At 38.9% G+C, this 17,008-nt stretch carries 18 protein-coding genes and 1 pseudogene; 11 read left to right on the forward strand and 8 right to left on the reverse strand.

From position 1 onward, the window contains the following. The first annotated feature begins 136 nt into the window (after positions 1-136). Genes AC1DVB_RS03150 through arsC form a run of 3 tightly spaced genes read left to right on the forward strand, consistent with a single transcriptional unit; the run spans position 137 to position 2,246 of the window. The gene (locus AC1DVB_RS03150) at positions 137-478 is read left to right on the forward strand and encodes an ArsR/SmtB family transcription factor (protein ID WP_057275669.1); all 342 of its coding nucleotides are present in this window, start codon (positions 137-139) and stop codon (positions 476-478) included. Between the two features lie 17 nt (positions 479-495). Continuing rightward, on the forward strand, positions 496-1,794 hold the full coding sequence (locus AC1DVB_RS03155; protein ID WP_239860428.1) for an arsenic transporter: 1,299 nt from the start codon (positions 496-498) through the stop codon (positions 1,792-1,794). A 32-nt stretch (positions 1,795-1,826) separates the two neighbouring features. Continuing rightward, a complete protein-coding gene (gene arsC / locus AC1DVB_RS03160) occupies positions 1,827-2,246 on the forward strand; it encodes an arsenate reductase (thioredoxin) (protein WP_063596739.1) in 420 nt (139 codons plus the stop codon). Between the two features lie 82 nt (positions 2,247-2,328). On the opposite strand, the gene AC1DVB_RS03165 is transcribed toward arsC, so the two are convergent. Further along, on the reverse strand, positions 2,329-3,105 hold the full coding sequence (locus tag AC1DVB_RS03165; RefSeq protein WP_095678231.1) for a SurA N-terminal domain-containing protein: 777 nt from the start codon (positions 3,103-3,105) through the stop codon (positions 2,329-2,331). A 380-nt stretch (positions 3,106-3,485) separates the two neighbouring features. Here AC1DVB_RS03165 and AC1DVB_RS03170 point away from each other — a divergent pair, with 380 nt between their 5' ends. After that, entirely contained in the window at positions 3,486-3,683 is a 198-nt protein-coding gene (locus tag AC1DVB_RS03170) for a hypothetical protein (RefSeq protein ID WP_187050534.1), read from the forward strand. 204 nt (positions 3,684-3,887) lie between these two features. Then, positions 3,888-4,226, forward strand: a pseudogene (locus tag AC1DVB_RS03175) (HD-GYP domain-containing protein). Positions 4,227-4,311: 85 nt separating this feature from the next. On the opposite strand, the gene AC1DVB_RS03180 reads toward AC1DVB_RS03175, so the two are convergent. From AC1DVB_RS03180 to AC1DVB_RS03190, 3 genes are read right to left on the reverse strand one after another with little or no spacing between them, the layout of a single operon-like run. Next, the gene (locus tag AC1DVB_RS03180; RefSeq protein ID WP_239860429.1) at positions 4,312-4,866 is read right to left on the reverse strand and encodes a TVP38/TMEM64 family protein; all 555 of its coding nucleotides are present in this window, start codon (positions 4,864-4,866) and stop codon (positions 4,312-4,314) included. Between the two features lies 1 nt (position 4,867). After that, positions 4,868-5,545: a response regulator transcription factor gene (locus tag AC1DVB_RS03185; protein ID WP_239860431.1), complete on the reverse strand. Its 678-nt coding sequence runs from the start codon at positions 5,543-5,545 to the stop codon at positions 4,868-4,870. Then, on the reverse strand, positions 5,523-6,848 hold the full coding sequence (locus tag AC1DVB_RS03190; RefSeq protein ID WP_230136010.1) for a HAMP domain-containing sensor histidine kinase: 1,326 nt from the start codon (positions 6,846-6,848) through the stop codon (positions 5,523-5,525). The genes AC1DVB_RS03185 and AC1DVB_RS03190 overlap by 23 nt, the downstream gene beginning before the upstream one ends. A 1,007-nt stretch (positions 6,849-7,855) precedes the next feature. Here AC1DVB_RS03190 and AC1DVB_RS03195 point away from each other — a divergent pair. After that, positions 7,856-8,326, forward strand: a complete 471-nt coding sequence (locus tag AC1DVB_RS03195; RefSeq protein WP_187050538.1) for an Lrp/AsnC family transcriptional regulator — start codon at positions 7,856-7,858, stop codon at positions 8,324-8,326. 34 nt (positions 8,327-8,360) lie between these two features. Here the strand turns inward: AC1DVB_RS03195 and AC1DVB_RS03200 are convergent, their stop codons facing one another. The 4 genes from AC1DVB_RS03200 to AC1DVB_RS03215 form a co-directional block, all read right to left on the reverse strand. After that, on the reverse strand, positions 8,361-8,912 hold the full coding sequence (locus AC1DVB_RS03200) for a chromate transporter (RefSeq protein ID WP_095678229.1): 552 nt from the start codon (positions 8,910-8,912) through the stop codon (positions 8,361-8,363). Further along, entirely contained in the window at positions 8,912-9,499 is a 588-nt protein-coding gene (locus AC1DVB_RS03205) for a chromate transporter (protein ID WP_034315014.1), read from the reverse strand. The genes AC1DVB_RS03200 and AC1DVB_RS03205 overlap by 1 nt, the downstream gene beginning before the upstream one ends. A gap of 424 nt (positions 9,500-9,923) precedes the next feature. Continuing rightward, positions 9,924-10,796, reverse strand: a complete 873-nt coding sequence (locus tag AC1DVB_RS03210; RefSeq protein ID WP_454862065.1) for a DMT family transporter — start codon at positions 10,794-10,796, stop codon at positions 9,924-9,926. A 586-nt stretch (positions 10,797-11,382) separates the two neighbouring features. Beyond that, entirely contained in the window at positions 11,383-11,592 is a 210-nt protein-coding gene (locus AC1DVB_RS03215; RefSeq protein ID WP_057275681.1) for a hypothetical protein, read from the reverse strand. 660 nt (positions 11,593-12,252) lie between these two features. Here AC1DVB_RS03215 and AC1DVB_RS03220 point away from each other — a divergent pair. The 5 genes from AC1DVB_RS03220 (at position 12,253) to AC1DVB_RS03240 (ending at position 17,008) form a co-directional block, all read left to right on the forward strand. Then, positions 12,253-12,615, forward strand: a complete 363-nt coding sequence (locus tag AC1DVB_RS03220) for a group I truncated hemoglobin (protein WP_063577207.1) — start codon at positions 12,253-12,255, stop codon at positions 12,613-12,615. Between the two features lie 282 nt (positions 12,616-12,897). Continuing rightward, on the forward strand, positions 12,898-13,569 hold the full coding sequence (locus tag AC1DVB_RS03225) for a GntR family transcriptional regulator (protein ID WP_057275683.1): 672 nt from the start codon (positions 12,898-12,900) through the stop codon (positions 13,567-13,569). Positions 13,570-14,047: 478 nt separating this feature from the next. Continuing rightward, positions 14,048-15,514, forward strand: a complete 1,467-nt coding sequence (locus AC1DVB_RS03230) for a 4-hydroxyphenylacetate 3-hydroxylase family protein (RefSeq protein ID WP_477588146.1) — start codon at positions 14,048-14,050, stop codon at positions 15,512-15,514. A gap of 28 nt (positions 15,515-15,542) precedes the next feature. Next, positions 15,543-16,334 (forward strand): carbon-nitrogen family hydrolase, encoded by a 792-nt coding sequence (locus AC1DVB_RS03235; protein WP_053533966.1) that lies wholly within the window; start codon positions 15,543-15,545, stop codon positions 16,332-16,334. After that, a complete protein-coding gene (locus AC1DVB_RS03240) occupies positions 16,331-17,008 on the forward strand; it encodes a DUF2848 family protein (RefSeq protein ID WP_194719360.1) in 678 nt (225 codons plus the stop codon). The genes AC1DVB_RS03235 and AC1DVB_RS03240 overlap by 4 nt, the downstream gene beginning before the upstream one ends.

The following is a 17,008-nucleotide window of genomic DNA, read 5'->3' on the forward strand; positions in this document are numbered from 1 at the left end:
TGCTGAATATTAAAGTAAGGAAATTATATGGTTGAATATTTAATGGTTGATTAAATAAGAATATGCTTATACAATAATGTTGAATAATCACATAAGCATATACTTATTTAATTTGGGCCAGGAGGGGTGAAAGGCAATGAATGGGGCGTTGGATATAGAAACCACGGCAAACATTCTTAAATTATTAGGTGATAAAACCCGTTTGACCATGATTAAGATCATGTCTGAGCATGAATGCTGTGTCTGTGAATTTGTGGATCTTTTCGAGATGAGCCAGCCGGCTATAAGCCAACATTTACGAAAGTTGAAAGATAGCGGAATTGTGAATGAAGCGAGAAGGGGACAATGGATATTCTACTCGTTAAACCAATCATCCTCGTATTACTCATTTATTCAAACGGTCATCAAGGACTTGCCGAGTCAAAACTTTAAATTAGAAGAATTAACAGCACAAGGAAAACGGATTTGTTGTGACTAACGAGGAGGAGAACATCAGTGGGTACAGTTATATTAGCTAGTATCATCTTTTTGCTGACGTTGACATTCGTCATCTGGCAACCCAAGGGATTGTCAATCGGCTGGTCAGCATGCGGGGGGGCGGTACTTGCCTTACTATTTGGGGTTGTTGACCTCAACGATGTAATTACTGTTACAGGTATTGTATGGAACGCGACGTTGGCGTTCATTGCTATTATCATTATTTCTTTGATTTTAGATGAAATTGGTTTCTTTGAATGGGCAGCCCTGCATATGGCTAGAGCGGCTAAGGGAAATGGAGTAAGGATGTTTGTGTATGTGAGCATTCTCGGTGCTCTAGTCGCTGCGTTCTTTGCAAATGACGGAGCCGCTCTCATTTTAACTCCGATTGTATTGGCGATGGTTCGAAACTTGAAGTTAGAAGAGAGAATGATCTTTCCATTTATCATCGCGAGTGGGTTTATTGCAGACACTACATCCTTACCGCTTGTGGTAAGTAATCTGGTCAACATTGTTTCTGCTGACTTTTTTGATATCGGGTTTATTGAGTTCGCATCTAGAATGATCGTTCCCAACCTGTTTTCATTAGCAGCAAGCATCCTGGTATTATATTTGTACTTCAGAAAGAGCATTCCGAAGAATTATGATATGGCTCAATTGAAGAAGCCAGTCGATGCCATTCGGGATGTGAAAATGTTTCGCCTGTCTGGGATTGTTTTAGGCATTCTGTTGGTAGGCTACTTTATCAGTGAATTTTTGAACATTCCTGTATCCATCATTGCAGGTGTTATCGCCATATTCTTCTTGTTTATGGCAAGACGAAGTCCAGCTGTAAATACCAAGACCGTTGTAAAGGGCGCACCATGGGCGATTGTGTTTTTCTCCATTGGAATGTATGTCGTGGTGTATGGATTGAGAAACGTTGGATTGACGAACATTTTAGCTGACCTTATACAAGTAACAGCTGATCAAGGATTATTCGCTGCTACTGTCGGGATGGGCTTCATCGCAGCCATTCTTTCATCGCTTATGAATAACATGCCTACGGTCATGATAGACGCTCTTGCCATTTCCGACACCCATACAACTGGAGCAATAAGAGAAGCCTTGATTTATGCAAATGTCATCGGTTCGGACTTGGGCCCGAAAATTACACCGATTGGTTCTTTGGCTACGTTATTGTGGCTGCATGTCCTTTCATTAAAAGGCGTGAAAATCTCATGGGGAACTTACTTTAAAACAGGAATCATCTTAACCATCCCAACATTGTTCATCACATTGGCCGGCTTATATATATGGCTGCAAATTATTCATTAAACCTTACTTTACAAACAAAGGAGAGAAACCGCATGGCTAAGAAAACGCTATACTTTTTATGTACTGGCAATTCTTGCAGAAGCCAAATGGCAGAAGCATGGGGGAAGAAATATTTAGGTGACGAATGGCAAGTGCTTAGTGCAGGAATCGAGGCCCATGGGTTAAATCCCAAAGCAGTAAAAGCAATGAATGAAGTTGGATTGGACATCTCCAATCAAACATCGGATATCATTGACCCAGATATATTGAATAATGCTGATTTTGTCGTTACATTATGTGGCGATGCGGCTGACAAATGTCCTATGACACCACCGCATGTCAAACGTGAACATTGGGGCTTTGATGACCCGGCAAAAGCGGAAGGAACAGATGAAGAGAAATGGGCAACCTTCCAACGTGTTCGAGATGAAATAGGTGAAAGAATTGCTCGTTTCTCTAGAACTGGTGAATAAATAATTGAAAATGCGTGGATGTTAGCATGCGGACCAAAGACCATAAAGAAAGAGCTGCCAAATTCGGCAGCTCTTTTCATCATTAAATCTTAATATCGACCTTAGCATTTTTCTGAAGTTCTTCGACATGCTTCACAAGCTTTTCTTGTTTCTTTTGCTGCTCTAGTTGTTCCTTGATTTGCGGCTTCATTTCTTCGAGTTTCTGTACCTTCTGTCCGCTTGTTTTAGCTTGCTCCGCAACCTGGTCGTAATACTTTTGGATTTCTTCATCAGTTGCTTCTTCCACTTTAATCTCTTTTTCAACGTACTTCGTATATGGGATGTTCTCTGCAATCTGCGCATTCAGCATTTCCGAATTCAGACCTGCTTGCTTCAATGCCGCCTTGAATTTCTCTTCACTCTCATATTGCTTCTTGATTTCGGCAAGTTGCTTTTCAATTTCAGCCTTGGAAGCTGTGTAGCCCTTTTTATCAGCTGCTTGAAGCAGCAATTTTTGCCCCACTAAAGAGTTGAGCGTTTGCTCTTTAATTTGTTTGGCGCCCTCCTTGGATGTTGGGTCTTGTCCGAATTGCTGCATCTGCATTTGTGTGGTGGACAACACGGTATTATATTCCGCACCTGAAATTTTTTCGTCATTGACGATGGCTACCGTTTTCTTTTCATCAACCTTTTGCTTGTCCAATTTCTTCTTCATTTCTTCCATCTGTTTTTGCTGTTCCTCAGTTGCTTTAGCCGTTTCTTTCTCAGTTGTTTTAGTCTCTTTCTCGTCATTTTTCTTATCAGCTTCATCGTTCGAACCACAAGCCGTTAGAACAACTGCCAATAATCCGATGATGATTGGGTACAATAGTTTCTTCATATTTCAGTCTCCTCTCGAATTCAATGCTAAAAAATCATCTAATGCGCATTATAAAGGAATTTCCCATTAAAACACAATAAATTCATTCTTTTTTTCCAGAAAACAGGAAGATAGTATAGGCATCATCTCATTATATAAGTGTAACATTCGCGGAAATGAACCCATTTACCCTTCGTCATGCAATATGCTTAAAGGAATGCGAAGGCTGATCCTGTTACAGTCAGAAACTAATCCATCTCTTACTCATGCTTAGTAACTATTGTATATAAAAGTTGTATGGTATTATATACCTTATCATCCGGATATAGTTCATTTAACCTATCTTTCAAATCGTGAACGGAGTGAGCCGTGACAATGAGAATAGTGACTAAGAGACAGAGTTGGAAATCCAGCAGATTACTGGAGGTATAGATTTTGAAAGGGAAATCAAGGCTGTCATGCGAATTGGCAGGGTATTCCAGGGACAGCATCATTGGGTTCAAAGTGAAGCGCATTTATTGAGAGTTCAAAACCTGACCAAGCAGCTTGTTATCGTTCATAATCGAAGATGCCAGCTGAACTATCTAAAAGCTATATGAATCATATCGTCCATTCAAGTATTCTGCATGATATCAGGAAAGCGGAGATTCCTGAGGGGATTTTATAAAAATCTGGCCCGTTATCCCCATATGAACGAAAAATCATCGAGATGCACCCGTTAATGGGATCCGATTTTTTGAATAAGACTTCAAGGGAAATAAACAATGATGTGATCAGCAGCCTGGAAGTGGCTGAAAACCATCATCCCCCATCATCATGAAAAATGGGATGGAACGGGATATCCCCACCGTTTGAAAGGGGAGGAACTCCCATTGGAAGCTTGAATCGTAGCCATTGTGGATGTGTTTGATGCATTGACCAGCAGAAGGCCGTATAAAGACTCCTGGTCAGTGGAGCGGGCATTATCTTTCATAAACGAACAAAAAGGAAAGCATTTCGACCCATCCATCGTGCTGTCTTTCTTTTGCCATTTTGATGAAAAGGCGGCGCAGAAAAAAGGCTGGATACCATTCGCAGCACAGAGATATAGTAAATTGCGAACTCGTCGCCTTCTGGATCTGGTCGTTAACCCTTGGAGATAAAGGGTTAACGATTATTGAAAAAAATAAGGAATTTGTAAAATGGTAAATGAATCGTTTCAATTTACCAAAAAAATAGTGAAGCTCTTTACTCCCTTTCTTTTTTCTTATTTCTATTAAAATGATAAACGACTGAAATTACGAGAATCAACAGTATCAAAACAATCCTTATATCGTCCGATGCCTTCAATACCTGTGTTACCGAATATGCCTCGAGAAGGAGGGCGGGCAGTTTTCCGATGGATGTCGCGAGGAAGAAAATCATCATTCCCGTCTTGCTTAATGCTGCTGTAAGGTTGATTGCGCCGGATGGTATAAAGGGAAGGAGCCTAAGCATCAGGATCACCCAAAATGCATGAAACCCTTGTGACTTTTGAAGCTTCTTGACCCACCGGTTCTTCATGAACTTGGGTTTGAATGTTTGAAAGCCCTTTCGATATAACCAAAAGCTGACCACTGCACCGGCAATTTCTCCCATGTAAGAAAGGATCAATCCCTTTTCAAATCCAAATACACTGATATTGGCGGCCGTGATGAATACACTTGGAATAAAACCAAGCACGCTGATCAATATATTGAATACTAAACTTACAGCAATGGAGAAAGGGCCGCTGGATAGTAATGCCTCTGAAATGAAATTCATATCAAACCACAGTACTCCATTTATACCCGATGCCCCAGACCGTTTTCAAATGTTGATCTGCTGGAAAACCGGCATGACGCAATTTCTCTCTTATATTTCGAATATGGGAATCGATTGTCCGATCTTCGGTATCCGTTTTAAATCCCCATATGGTCGAAAGCAGGTGGTCTCTGGAATACACTTGATCTGGGGATTTTAAAAACAAGCACAGCAGTGAGAACTCTTTCGGTGTAAATGGAATTGTGTTGGTATCATAATGTGCTTCATAAGCGGATTCATTTAATTTTAGCCCGCTAAAGGTCAAAGAGTCATCCTGATTATGCACCCGCCGCGTCACTGCTTCTATTCTGGCAAGTAAAACATCTTCATGAAAGGGTTTCGTAATATAATCATCTGCACCCTTTTTCAACCCTTTCACCATATCTTGTGCAGCATCCCGGGCGGTGAGCATGATTATGGGAATGCTGGAAAACGCACGGATCCTTTCGCACGTTTCCCACCCATCCATTTCAGGCATCATTACATCAAGAAGTACTATGTCCGCATGTTCATGCGCTAAGAACTGTAAGACTTCATGTCCAGATTTCATCTTCAGGCATGTATATCCGTGAGGTTTAATGTATAGCTCTAATAGATCAAGCATTCTCTGTTCATCATCAACCAGAACTACTGTCTTCATTTGTTATCTCCTTAAATGTGATAGTGAAGCACGTTCCTTGCTCCAAGTTGCTTTTAACCGAAATGGTTCCACCTTGTATCTCCACTAATTGCTTGACGATGGAGAGCCCCAATCCGAAACCGCCGGTATCTCTGGCGCGTGATTTCTCGACACGATATAAACGATCAAAGATATGGGGGACATCTTCAGGTGGAATGCCAACCCCTTGATCGATTATGGAGATGGAAATCCAGCCATTGCATTCAGTGGCTTTGATGGTAGTGACTGTATATTCGTTCGAGTACTTCAGCGCATTATCCAACAGGTTAAGAATGACTTGCTCAAACCGTGAGGGATCTATAGCTATAAATAAATCATCCTTGCATTCCAGATTCAATTGAATTCTTTCATTTGCAAAAGCCGGTAACACTTTTTCATGAATGTTTTGCAGGAATGAAGAGAGCTGGACGATTTCTTTTGATATGGTGAATGTATTTACATCCATTCTAGCCATATTGAATAGTTCGTCCAATAATCTGTTTAATCGTTCGGATTCATCATGGATGATCTCTAAGTATCTTGTTCGTTCGGATGCATCCAACTCTTTACGGCGGGTTATATCAGCATATCCCTTGATATAAGTTAGCGGCGTGCGCAGTTCATGGGAGATACTTGCCAAAAATTCATTGCGTTCCTTCTTTAAATAGTTCAATTCATTAGCCAAGCTTTGAATGGATTGGGCAAGCTCCCCGAGTTCATCATGAGATCGTACCGGCACAGCCACTGAAAAATTCCCTTTGCTGAGTTTGGTTGTCGCTTCCTTCATCGAAATAAGCGGTCTAGTCAAAGCTTTTGATAGAAAATAGATGGTGATAAGCATGAATAAAAGGAGCAATGCAGTCGCAAAAAGGAAATGCCTATTAAGTTGTGCGATTAAATCCTCAACATCCCTAGTATCTTTGAACATATAAACATAGCCTTTCTTTTCTTTATCACTGATAAATGGCGTAACGGTGGCTATATATCTTTCATCCTTCCAACTTGATTGGAGGACCATACCTTTTCGGGGTACTTGGGAGATGTTTTTTGCCAAGATTTTGTTCATTCCCCCATTTACCTTTGCGGAAGATATCAGAATATCTCCTCTTGTATTCGTAATCACGACATCTGTATCGGTATGGTATTCCATCAAGCCGATATGCTTAAGGGTAGAGTCGGAATACGTGATTTCCAACACATCACGATGACTATTGCCACGGGCCTTCAGTGATTCCAATTCTTGATTGATACGGGAATGGATCACTTTATTATGCAAGTAAATCATGGAGACGGTTTCCATCAAAAAAATGCAAATAAATATAGATAGTCCGAGTTTAAAGGAGATTTTCAGGATTATTCACCTTCTTATTGAATAAAGTCAGTTTAGCGAAAAAGTATGAAGAAAGTATGCAGATTTTTTCAATTTCTTCGCATCTATTAAACAACGATAATCCGAATGATGACTTGTTGCAAGAGAGGCAATAAGTTAATGGGCCAAAACTGTCATTTTTTTAAGTCCTGTGCAGGGGGGGAATCAGGTAGTATTTAGCAACTCCTCCCCATAAACATATACGTAGGATTGCTATGCGGCAACCGTGGAAAAACATAAGTTCCCACGCGAAACCATTAAACATAACTCTTTTCGAAGTTGTTACTAATTTTTCATATAGAACTTATTTTAAGTACACCTCTAAGCGTGAAATGGACCGTTTCTTTACTTAGTTTATACAAAATGTTTTGTATTAAGGAAACATTTTGTCGTCAATGAATACTATGTAAAAAAGGAGCTGATCCATATGAATTGTACAAACCGTACGCAGAAAAAAATAATGGCATATTCCGCATTATTCAAAAAAATGGGCATTCTCAATGATGAGGAATACAAAAATATCGCAAAGACCTTTCAATCAAAGGGTTGAGGAAGTGTCCCTTGGATATTCATAAACTTTTATCATGCAGTATACGGTCTGTAAAACCCCCGCCTTTCATTCTTAGAAAAGGAGGGGGATTGCAGACTATTAGGATATCAAGGAAGTGTGGGCGATGTTGTCAATTTGTCCGGTTCTAAGTCTATCGATCTTTTTGGCGGCTGCACCCAGCTAGTTGAATTGATGCACCTTAAGTTTGAAAATTACATAAACGATGGACATTTCTTGGCAAGTAGGAGGGAGTTCATTGAAAAGGGATACGAAAAAATTTCTTGCGTTATGCGATGTGAAAAGGAAGATTGTTGTGATCTGATGGTGTTCTCTGCGATAATGGAGTAAAGAAATTGAAAAGGAGTTACGTAAGATGGACTTTAAGATTCCCAGCTTGAAAGTTGATGAGATCGATAAGAAAATCATATCGGTTTTACATGAGGATGCACGAATTTCATATACCGAATTAGCGAAGAAAGTGGAGCTTTCCAGAGTTGCGGTTCAGATGAGAATTAATCATCTAGTTGAAAACGGTGTGATCGAGAGGTTCACTGCGGTCATAAATCCAGCTAAGGTCGGCATCCATGTTTCGGCATTCTTTAACGTGGAGGTTGAGCCAAAATATCTGGAATCGGTCGCGCAGCAATTAGAAAGTGAACCGGCTGTTACGAGTTTATATCATATGACCGGTCCGAGTAAACTCCATATGCACGGAATCTTTACTGATAATCAAGAGATGGAACGCTTTCTTAATGAGAAACTGTATGCGGTCGTCGGTGTTGTCAGCGTTGATTGCCAAATTCTCATTAAACGTTATAAAAGCCGGATGGGCATGAAGCTTTAATAAAAAAATCCCCCTAAATAGGCGGATTTTTTATTTATGTGAGCGGGATGATAAAGCCGCCATACGCAAAGGCAAAAATGATTACGAATGCAGGGTGGATCTTGAATTTACCTAAAGCCAAGAAGGCCAATCCAGCGATGAAGATTGAATGGATGTAGCCGATGGACCCGATCGCGTCCGCGGCCATATTCCAGGTGAGCAATAACATCATGATCGCGATCACGGGCTGTACAAGTAGTGACATGCCTTTTACGATAGGCGATTGCTTGTATTTTCGCAGGATTTTTAATAGATATATCAAAGCCACGGCTGAAGGGATGATCGTGCCTGCCAATGCAGCTAGAAATCCTGGCCAGCCATATACATCATATCCGACATATGCGGCTATTTTCGTGGCGATGGGTCCAGGGAGTGAATTTCCTAACGCGAGCATTTGTGAGAACTCGGTATTATCTAGCCAGCCATAACGGGTGACGATTTGATCATACATAAGCGGAATCGAAGCCGGACCTCCGCCGTAACCAAGAATATTGGCAATGAAAAACGCTAGAAAAACAGTAACTCCTATTGGGATAATAATACCCATTAAGCGGATTCCTCCTTCCTATCAGTCTTTTTATTTTTCAATCTATCCTTTAATTTATAATGAAACGCCCCATATAAAAGAAACATCATAATGACGATACCCGGATGCAGGGAAATGACCTGCAGAAGCAAAAAGGAAATCGCAAAAAAGGTGATACCGAGCACCTTTCCTAACCCTTTTACCGCCTTTTCGCCAAACTCATAAGCCATTTGACCAAGCATGACAGCGACAACCGGCATGACAGCAGCAATCATATTACTGATCATTGCCGAATTACTTAGAACATTAATGAACGCAATCAAGAAAACCATTGCAATGCATGAAGGTAACACGTGAGCGGCCACACTTACGATGGCTCCCGGCCAGCCTTTTAATTTATAACCAAGATATGCTGCCATCTTCGTGGCAATCGGTCCAGGGAGTGTATTGGCAATCGCCAATGTGTCCCCGAATTCATCATCGTCAAGCCAGTGATAACGGGAAACTGCTTCGTGGCGGATGAGCGGGATGACAGATGGCCCGCCGCCGAATCCTAATATCCCCGTTCTCATCATTCCAATCGTCAATTCCGTATATGGATTTTTCAAAAACGATTCCTCCTTTGTTATAAAATTCAGCATTCATTTCCAAGATTATGAATTAATGATAACAAAAATTCTTTCGAAATGTACATGAAATTATGATAATAATTACGTAATGAATGTATTTTAGGGGATTTTCGATATAATGGGTTGAAATAAACAAAAGAAAGTATCTTTTTGCCTTGAGGAAGGAAGTTTGGATTACATTAGACAAACAAGCTAGTATAATGCTATTCACTCTAGTGCGATAGGTTATTGGATTCCGCCTTATTAAAGGGGGATAAGAAGGAGAAATTATAAACAAAAAAACAACTTTTCTGCAAGCCCCCTTTTTTAAACCTAAAAAAGAACCCTATGGGCAGCCTGTTTCAGAGTGACTGCTCTATAAGGTACATTTTTTAATATATAATTCTAATAAATTTAATGTGGGTCATTCTTCCCGAATGACTAATAGCACACCGATAAAAATTAAGATTGTACCGATCCAAAAGGACAAGCCGATTTGTTCACCTAGTATTAACCAACCTAAAAAAGTACCGACTATAGGCTGTAAAAAGAAAAATAGTCCGCCACTTGAAGCTGTCAGCATTTGCAGTCCGCGATTCCACAGTAAAAAGGCACATGCTGTTGAAATAACGCCCAAGTATAGAAGGCCGCCCCATATGGATGGATGCATGATGGCTTGAAAATCAAGCTCATCCAATCGACTAATCGTAAAAGGTGTTAAAAGGACAATTGCCACAAGCACGGCATAGGTCGTTATAACAATTTGTGAATATTGTCCTGGTACACGTTTGATTAGAACAGACATAAGGGCCCAAGTTAACGCAGCAATAAGCAGTGATACGCCCCCAAGTTGGTGAGATGAGCCAATATGGGCATTTCCGACAATGATACCGACACCGATTGTCGCTAAAATAACAGAAATTGATTTTTTAAAAGTGATCTTTTCTTTTAAAACGATACGTGCAAATATCACCATGAATGCAGGTGTTGTTGAAGTGATGATGGCTCCCATTTGCGCAGAAGAAAGTAGTGTACCAACTTCCTGGGTTACGATGGAAATGGTGTTCCCAACAAGTCCTATAATGAAAACCAACAGCCAGTCCCGTTTGTCGATCCGCCAAGATTGTTTTGTTATTAAACCAATTGTCAGCAATGCTAAAATCGCAATTACATATCGTAATAATACTAATTCAAGCGGCGGAACAACGTCTACCACAACTTTTACCACAACATACATCCCGCCCCAAATGCTGGCAGCAAGTGATAAATATAAAGAACCTAATATAGTGTTTTTCATTTTTGTACCCTCCGTTTTAACTTAACATTTCCAGTCCTTAACGGAGATGCAGTTTTTCTGCCGTCAAGGAAGAAAAACTGCAGGTACATCATTTTCGAATAGTGGTGACCACAACATCAGCTTTCAGCTCACTTTCCAAAAATATTTATTTTCATGATGTTAGCTAATTAAAAAGCTATTCGGAGCTGCTACCGATCATTCGTTTCAAACGTCAGTAAGTTATTACCATACTCATTTAAATATACAAGATTTTAGATTAATAAAACAACAAATTATAGTATTTAACCTATCGTACCATTAAGATCATTCGCATTATACTAAAACTTAAAACACAGGAAAAACCCCAACCTTAAAAACTGGTCGGGTTTCTATTTGGTTCATGGATTCTAGTTGGAATAGAAAGAGGGAATTTTAGGGAAGGGAATCAAATGGTACAGTAATTATGCTGATCAAATTGCCAGCAGCGGTAATGATGTAAATAATAATCTGGAAAGAAAAGGTGGATTAGGATTAATAGTCCCTTAAAGAGTTTAATCCTAATCCACCGTTAAGGTGAATTTAGTGCATGTCCTTTCCGGAAGCATCACTATCCGTTATATTTTCTTTCGATTTTCCTGAACTCATCTGATAGTTCAAATAACGTGTGTAAGACTGCTGTTTGAATATATAGATTCATATAATTATCATTGCTCTTCTTTTGAAAAGATAAATCATGTTTTTCATTGATTTTCCGAGTTATACATTCATTAATTTCGCTCCACATTTCTTTCGTTCCTTCTTTAAATTTAGTCTCCATAATCTCCCACTCCTTTTTTATTAGTTTATCCAATCTATTACATTCTTATACTTATTTTTTGGCCAAACTGGTAAAATTTTTATCTTAAAATTAATATCTCGGGTATGGGTATCCTTCTGTTTGAGTGCACACTCGAAAAATAGGAGAAGTCATTACCCAAAAGGAACGCTTCGCTCAGTTTTTAGACAAAAGGGTTCTATCTAAAAGTTAAAAAAGTTGATTGGAACGGATGGCTGCCCCCCGCGGAAAGCGGATGCCTGGAGGCAACGTTCGAATTGTACAATCCCTAAAAGGGGGCAGGGTGTCATTATCGCATTCCTTCTCTATAGTTACTTTAATTGAGCCATATTCTTGAGTGATGTATTGTACAAATGACAGGAGTTTGGAATAATTAGCATAATGATATTACATATAAACTTTTATCGATTCATGAGCAGATTTTCAACGAAAACCATTCGAGTAATCTGGCTTCCTTTCATACCTAGCTGCAAGTAGAGTCCAAATTCCATCTTCTAATCCAATTCCAGTAATTTTACGCCTTAATGGGACAGGTTAGTTGCAAGGGTACTAGAGCAGAAGGAGATATTATTGAAAGATAAGGAATAAAATCAAATTTTCTACAAAGAATACTTCTATTAATTACAAATTAGGAGTGTGGATATGGAACAAACACTTTATGAAAAAGTCGGCGGAGAAGAAGCGATAGCAAAAGTTGTGGACTATTTTTACTCCGAATTGGTCCTTAAAGATGAGACAGTTAATCATTTTTTTGAAAAAACGGATATGGAAAAGCAACGAAGTCATCAGACAAAATTTATTAGTTTTGCATTAGGCGGCCCAAAACAATATTCTGGACAATCCATGGCAAAGGCGCACCAAGGATTGAATCTACAACCTGCCCATTTTAATGCCATTGTCAAACATCTTAATGATGCGCTTGCTCACTTTGGGGTGAATGAAGCTGACAGAGATACAGCTTTGACTAAAGTTGCTTCACTAAAAGATGATATTTTGAATAAATGAATATCGATCCATCCCCCATCTGGGGGTTTTTTATTTGGATTTTTTTATCCTTTTGTTACATGTTTTTGACTTCCATAATAATGATTTTTATATGAAGTTGCGTTTTAAGAAAATTACAAAGATAATGCCCGTTTTGTAAAATTCAGAAAAATGGAAAATATATTATTGACTTATGTCTGTAGTATTATGTATTATGTATACATAACACATATGGGGATTTAGCCAATCATATAGATTCAAGTTGTTCGAATTGTAAAGACTTATCAAAAAGGACGGATTAATATGGCAGGAATTCATTTAAAACCAATCGAAAAGGAAAGAACAACACAAGATAAAGTTTATAATCAAATAAAAAAAGCCATTTTATTTGGTGGTATTACCAGTGATGAAATATTTACCGAAGTTCAATTAGCGGAAAGGTTAGATACTTCAAGAACTCCGGTAAGAGCAGCTATTCAAGATTTGGTGAAGGAAGGATTACTTGTTTCCATTCCGAGGAAGGGTTTAACTGTAAGAAAGATTACTCCAGAGGAACAAGATGAAATCTTTTTACTAAGAAGTGCCATTGAAGTTGAATCAGTGAAAAAACTAACAAAAGAAATTACATCACCTGAACAACTGAGGTTGCTTAAATTAATTCTGAAGCAGCAAGAAGAAGCATTGCAAAATGATGATGCTATTAGTTTTATCAGGCTAGACCATGAGTTTCATCTCTCGTTGACAAGACTGGCAAACTTCACCATAATAGAGCAAGTTTTGAACAATCTTCATAACCTTACTCAGCTAATGGGGTTAAAAGCAGTCAGTAAACTTGGGAGAATGAAAAATGTTTTAATGGAACATACCCAGATTATCCAGGCTTTAGAGGAGAAAAATCCCGAACTGGCTTCACAGGCGATTTTAAACCATTTGGAAAAAACAAAAGAAACATTGATTATTGTTGATAATTCCTGATTTTCTATCAAATGCTTGAAGGGAGGGATTGCTCCAAGTAAAAGGTAGTTTACTATATTTCTAGGGGACAAAAAATAATGGTTTTGAATAAACTTGCCTATGAAATGGAAGATTTACAGCAAGGTCAAACCAATTCTCACGTTTAGAGCAAAAACCTTGGAGAAATTCTTCCGTATGCTTTTTCCTGGGTTTTTGCTTAAATAGTAAGCCATAGTGTTGAAAGATACGACTATAGTTCATTGCAAATGAAAGCGTTTACCCGTTGTTAATGTTCATAGGTGAAGAGGAGAAAATATTTAAGGGATAAACCTTAAAATTCAATATGACTTTACCGACCATAATTACATGATAGGAATTGGCAAAGTCTTTAATGTATACACAATACATAATACATCATACAAAATACAATTAAGGTTTGCCTTTTAGCTGTTAAATCGTTAAAACATGTACTTATTCAAACATATAGGAGGAATCAGGTATGGTTAGAACAGGTAAAGAATATTTACAGACATTGAAAGATGATAGGGCAATCTACATAAATGGGGAACGAGTAAAGGATGTGACGACCCACCCAGCTTTTACGGGAATTACCCATACCATTGCAGGCTTATACGACCTAGCATGGGATGAATCTCAGAATATGACATACAAAACTGAGGACGGTACGCTAGCAAATAAAATTTATATGATTCCAAGGAGTCGGGAAGAACTTAGAGAGAGAAGATTGGCGATTTCTAAATGGTCTGAAGCAACTTGTGGATTTGTCGGAAGAAGCCCTGATCACGTTGCCAGCTTTTTGGCTGCTTTTGCCAGTTCACCCGAAGTGTTTGATCGTGGAGGAGAAGGTTATGGAAAGAATGTTTTGAATTTCTATAAACATGTGCGAGATCAAAATCTATATGTAACCTACGTTATTATTCCGCCACAAATTGACCGAAGTAAAGCAGCTCATGAGCAGGAAGATAAATTTCTCCCAGTTGGAGTGTACGAAGAAAGGGAGGATGGAATTATTGTTCGAGGTTCTCAAATGCTCGGTACTGCATCAGCCGTATCCGATTACCTATTCGTAAGTTGCCTTACACCACTCAGACCTGGTGATGAAGATTATGCTTTGTCTTTTGTCCTGCCGATTCATGCAAAAGGATTAAAATTTTATGCGAGGCCTGGTTATGCTGAAAAATCACCAAGCACATTTGATTACCCATTGTCCTCCCGTTTTGATGAAAGTGATTCGTTAGTTGTTTTTGACGATGTATTTATTCCTTGGCAAGATATTTTTGTTTACAAAAATATTGACATCGTTAGAGCTCAGTTCCATGAAACACCAGCTCATGTATTAGGAAATAATCAAGCGCAAATAAGATTTAGTACTAAATTAAAATTTTTGATTGGTGCTGCCCGAAAAGTTTCTGCGATGAATGGAATCGATAAAATCCCATCAGTCCAAGAGAAGTTAGGGGAACTCGCTTCTATTGCGGCTTCTGTAGAAGGTAATCTTTTAGCTTCGGAATATAATTGTATCATCGACAAAAACGGTGTGGCACGACCAAATCCACGTTTTCTTTATGGTGTAGTCGGTCAACAGGAAACCATCTATGCTTCCACTATTAAAATTTTACGGGAGTTATGCGGTGGAGGCGTTTTACAATTACCATCCTCATATAAAGAGCTCATCAATCCTGAAACGAAAGATGATATGTATCAATATATACGTTCTACGGGAGTTGGGGCTGAGGAGAAAATTAAACTATTTAAGTTAGTATGGGATATCATTGGTTCAGAATTCGGTGGCAGGCATCAACAGTATGAAATGTTCTATAATGGTGCACCTTTCGTCACGAAAGGCTTTTCATTTAGAAATTACGGCTATGATGAGCCGGTTCAAATGGTGGATAAATTTTTAGGAAGCTATTCACTTCCCACTCAAGTGGAAGAACTAATATAAAAAATATAAATGAAAGGGTGGTGCAGAAATGAAAATAGCATCGATACAATTGGAGATTAAAGATAGTGAGTCTAAATCTGCTCGCATAGATCGTGTGGAGTCAATGATTGATGGATTAAAAGGACAAGATTTAATAGTTTTACCAGAAACGTGGGCAACGGGGTACTTTTCTTTTGATCGCTATATAGACGAATCAGAAGAATTGAATGGCGATTTTGTCCAACGTTTCTCCGCAAAGGCCAAAGAAGTTAAGTCATATATATTTGCAGGTAGTTTTATAGAAAAAAATAATGGAAAATACTACAACACAAGTGTTCTATTTTCTCCGGATGGGACACTAATAGGAACCTATCGAAAAATGCATTTATTTCGTTATGGTTCAAAAGAAGGTCAAATATTGACGAGAGGAAATGAAACAACTGTAGTCGATACAGAATTCGGGAAAGTTGGCTTATCAACTTGTTATGATTTGCGATTTCCTGAATTGTACCGTGCAGAAGTGGATTTAGGAGCAGAGTTACTTCTTGTTACATCTGCTTGGCCGCATAGAAGACTGGAGCATTGGAAATTATTCAATTCAGTTCGGGCATTGGAAAACCAGTGTTTCTTGATTTCGAGTAATTGTGTGGGAAATACTAATGACGTCCTTTTAGCTGGTCATAGTCAAGTGGTTGACCCATGGGGGATTGTTGTGGCTGCTGGAGGAGATGAAGAAACTATTATTAAAACAGAGATTGATCCGGCTCAGGTTGCTAAAATTCGTGATGTATTCCCTAATTTGAAGCACCGGGTATTAGATAGGCAGGAGGAATTCAGTTGATAAATATTAATGTTTGTGGAAGAAATATTGTCGCAGACCCTAAACGATTACTTATTGCCGGCTATACGGGAAAAGACCAGGAATCTGTAAAAAAACATATTGATGAATTGAAGGAGATCGGCGTTCCGGCTCCTCCACAAGTTCCGATGATTTACGATCTTTCAACAAATCTCATTACGACAAATAACTCAATTTCAGTTATCCAAGAAAGCAGCAGCGGAGAAGCAGAAGTGGTCATCATGAAAATTGAAGGGAAATGGTATTTAGGACTAGGCAGTGACCACACGGACCGCGGGCTTGAAAAAGTGTCTATTCAGAAATCCAAACAAGTATGCAGCAAACCTATTTCAACACAATTTTGGGCCTTGGATGACGTAAAAGATCGATGGGATGACATTGAAATGAGAAGCTGGATGATTGTCGATGGGGTGAAAAACGAGTACCAAGCAGGCAAGCTAGGAGAATTCTTGCATCCTGAAGAATTGCTCAAAATTATCGAAGAACGTGGCTATGATAGTGAGGATATGATTGTGTTTTGCGGAACATTACCGATTATAAATGGCGAATTCATTTATGGGGAAGCATTTTCAGCAGAATTATATGATCGTTTAACAGATAACAAAATTCAATTGAATTATCAGGTTCATATTTTAGTGGATGCGGAGGTAGTTTGA

This window comes from Peribacillus sp. P4_D6 (assembly GCF_056401795.1).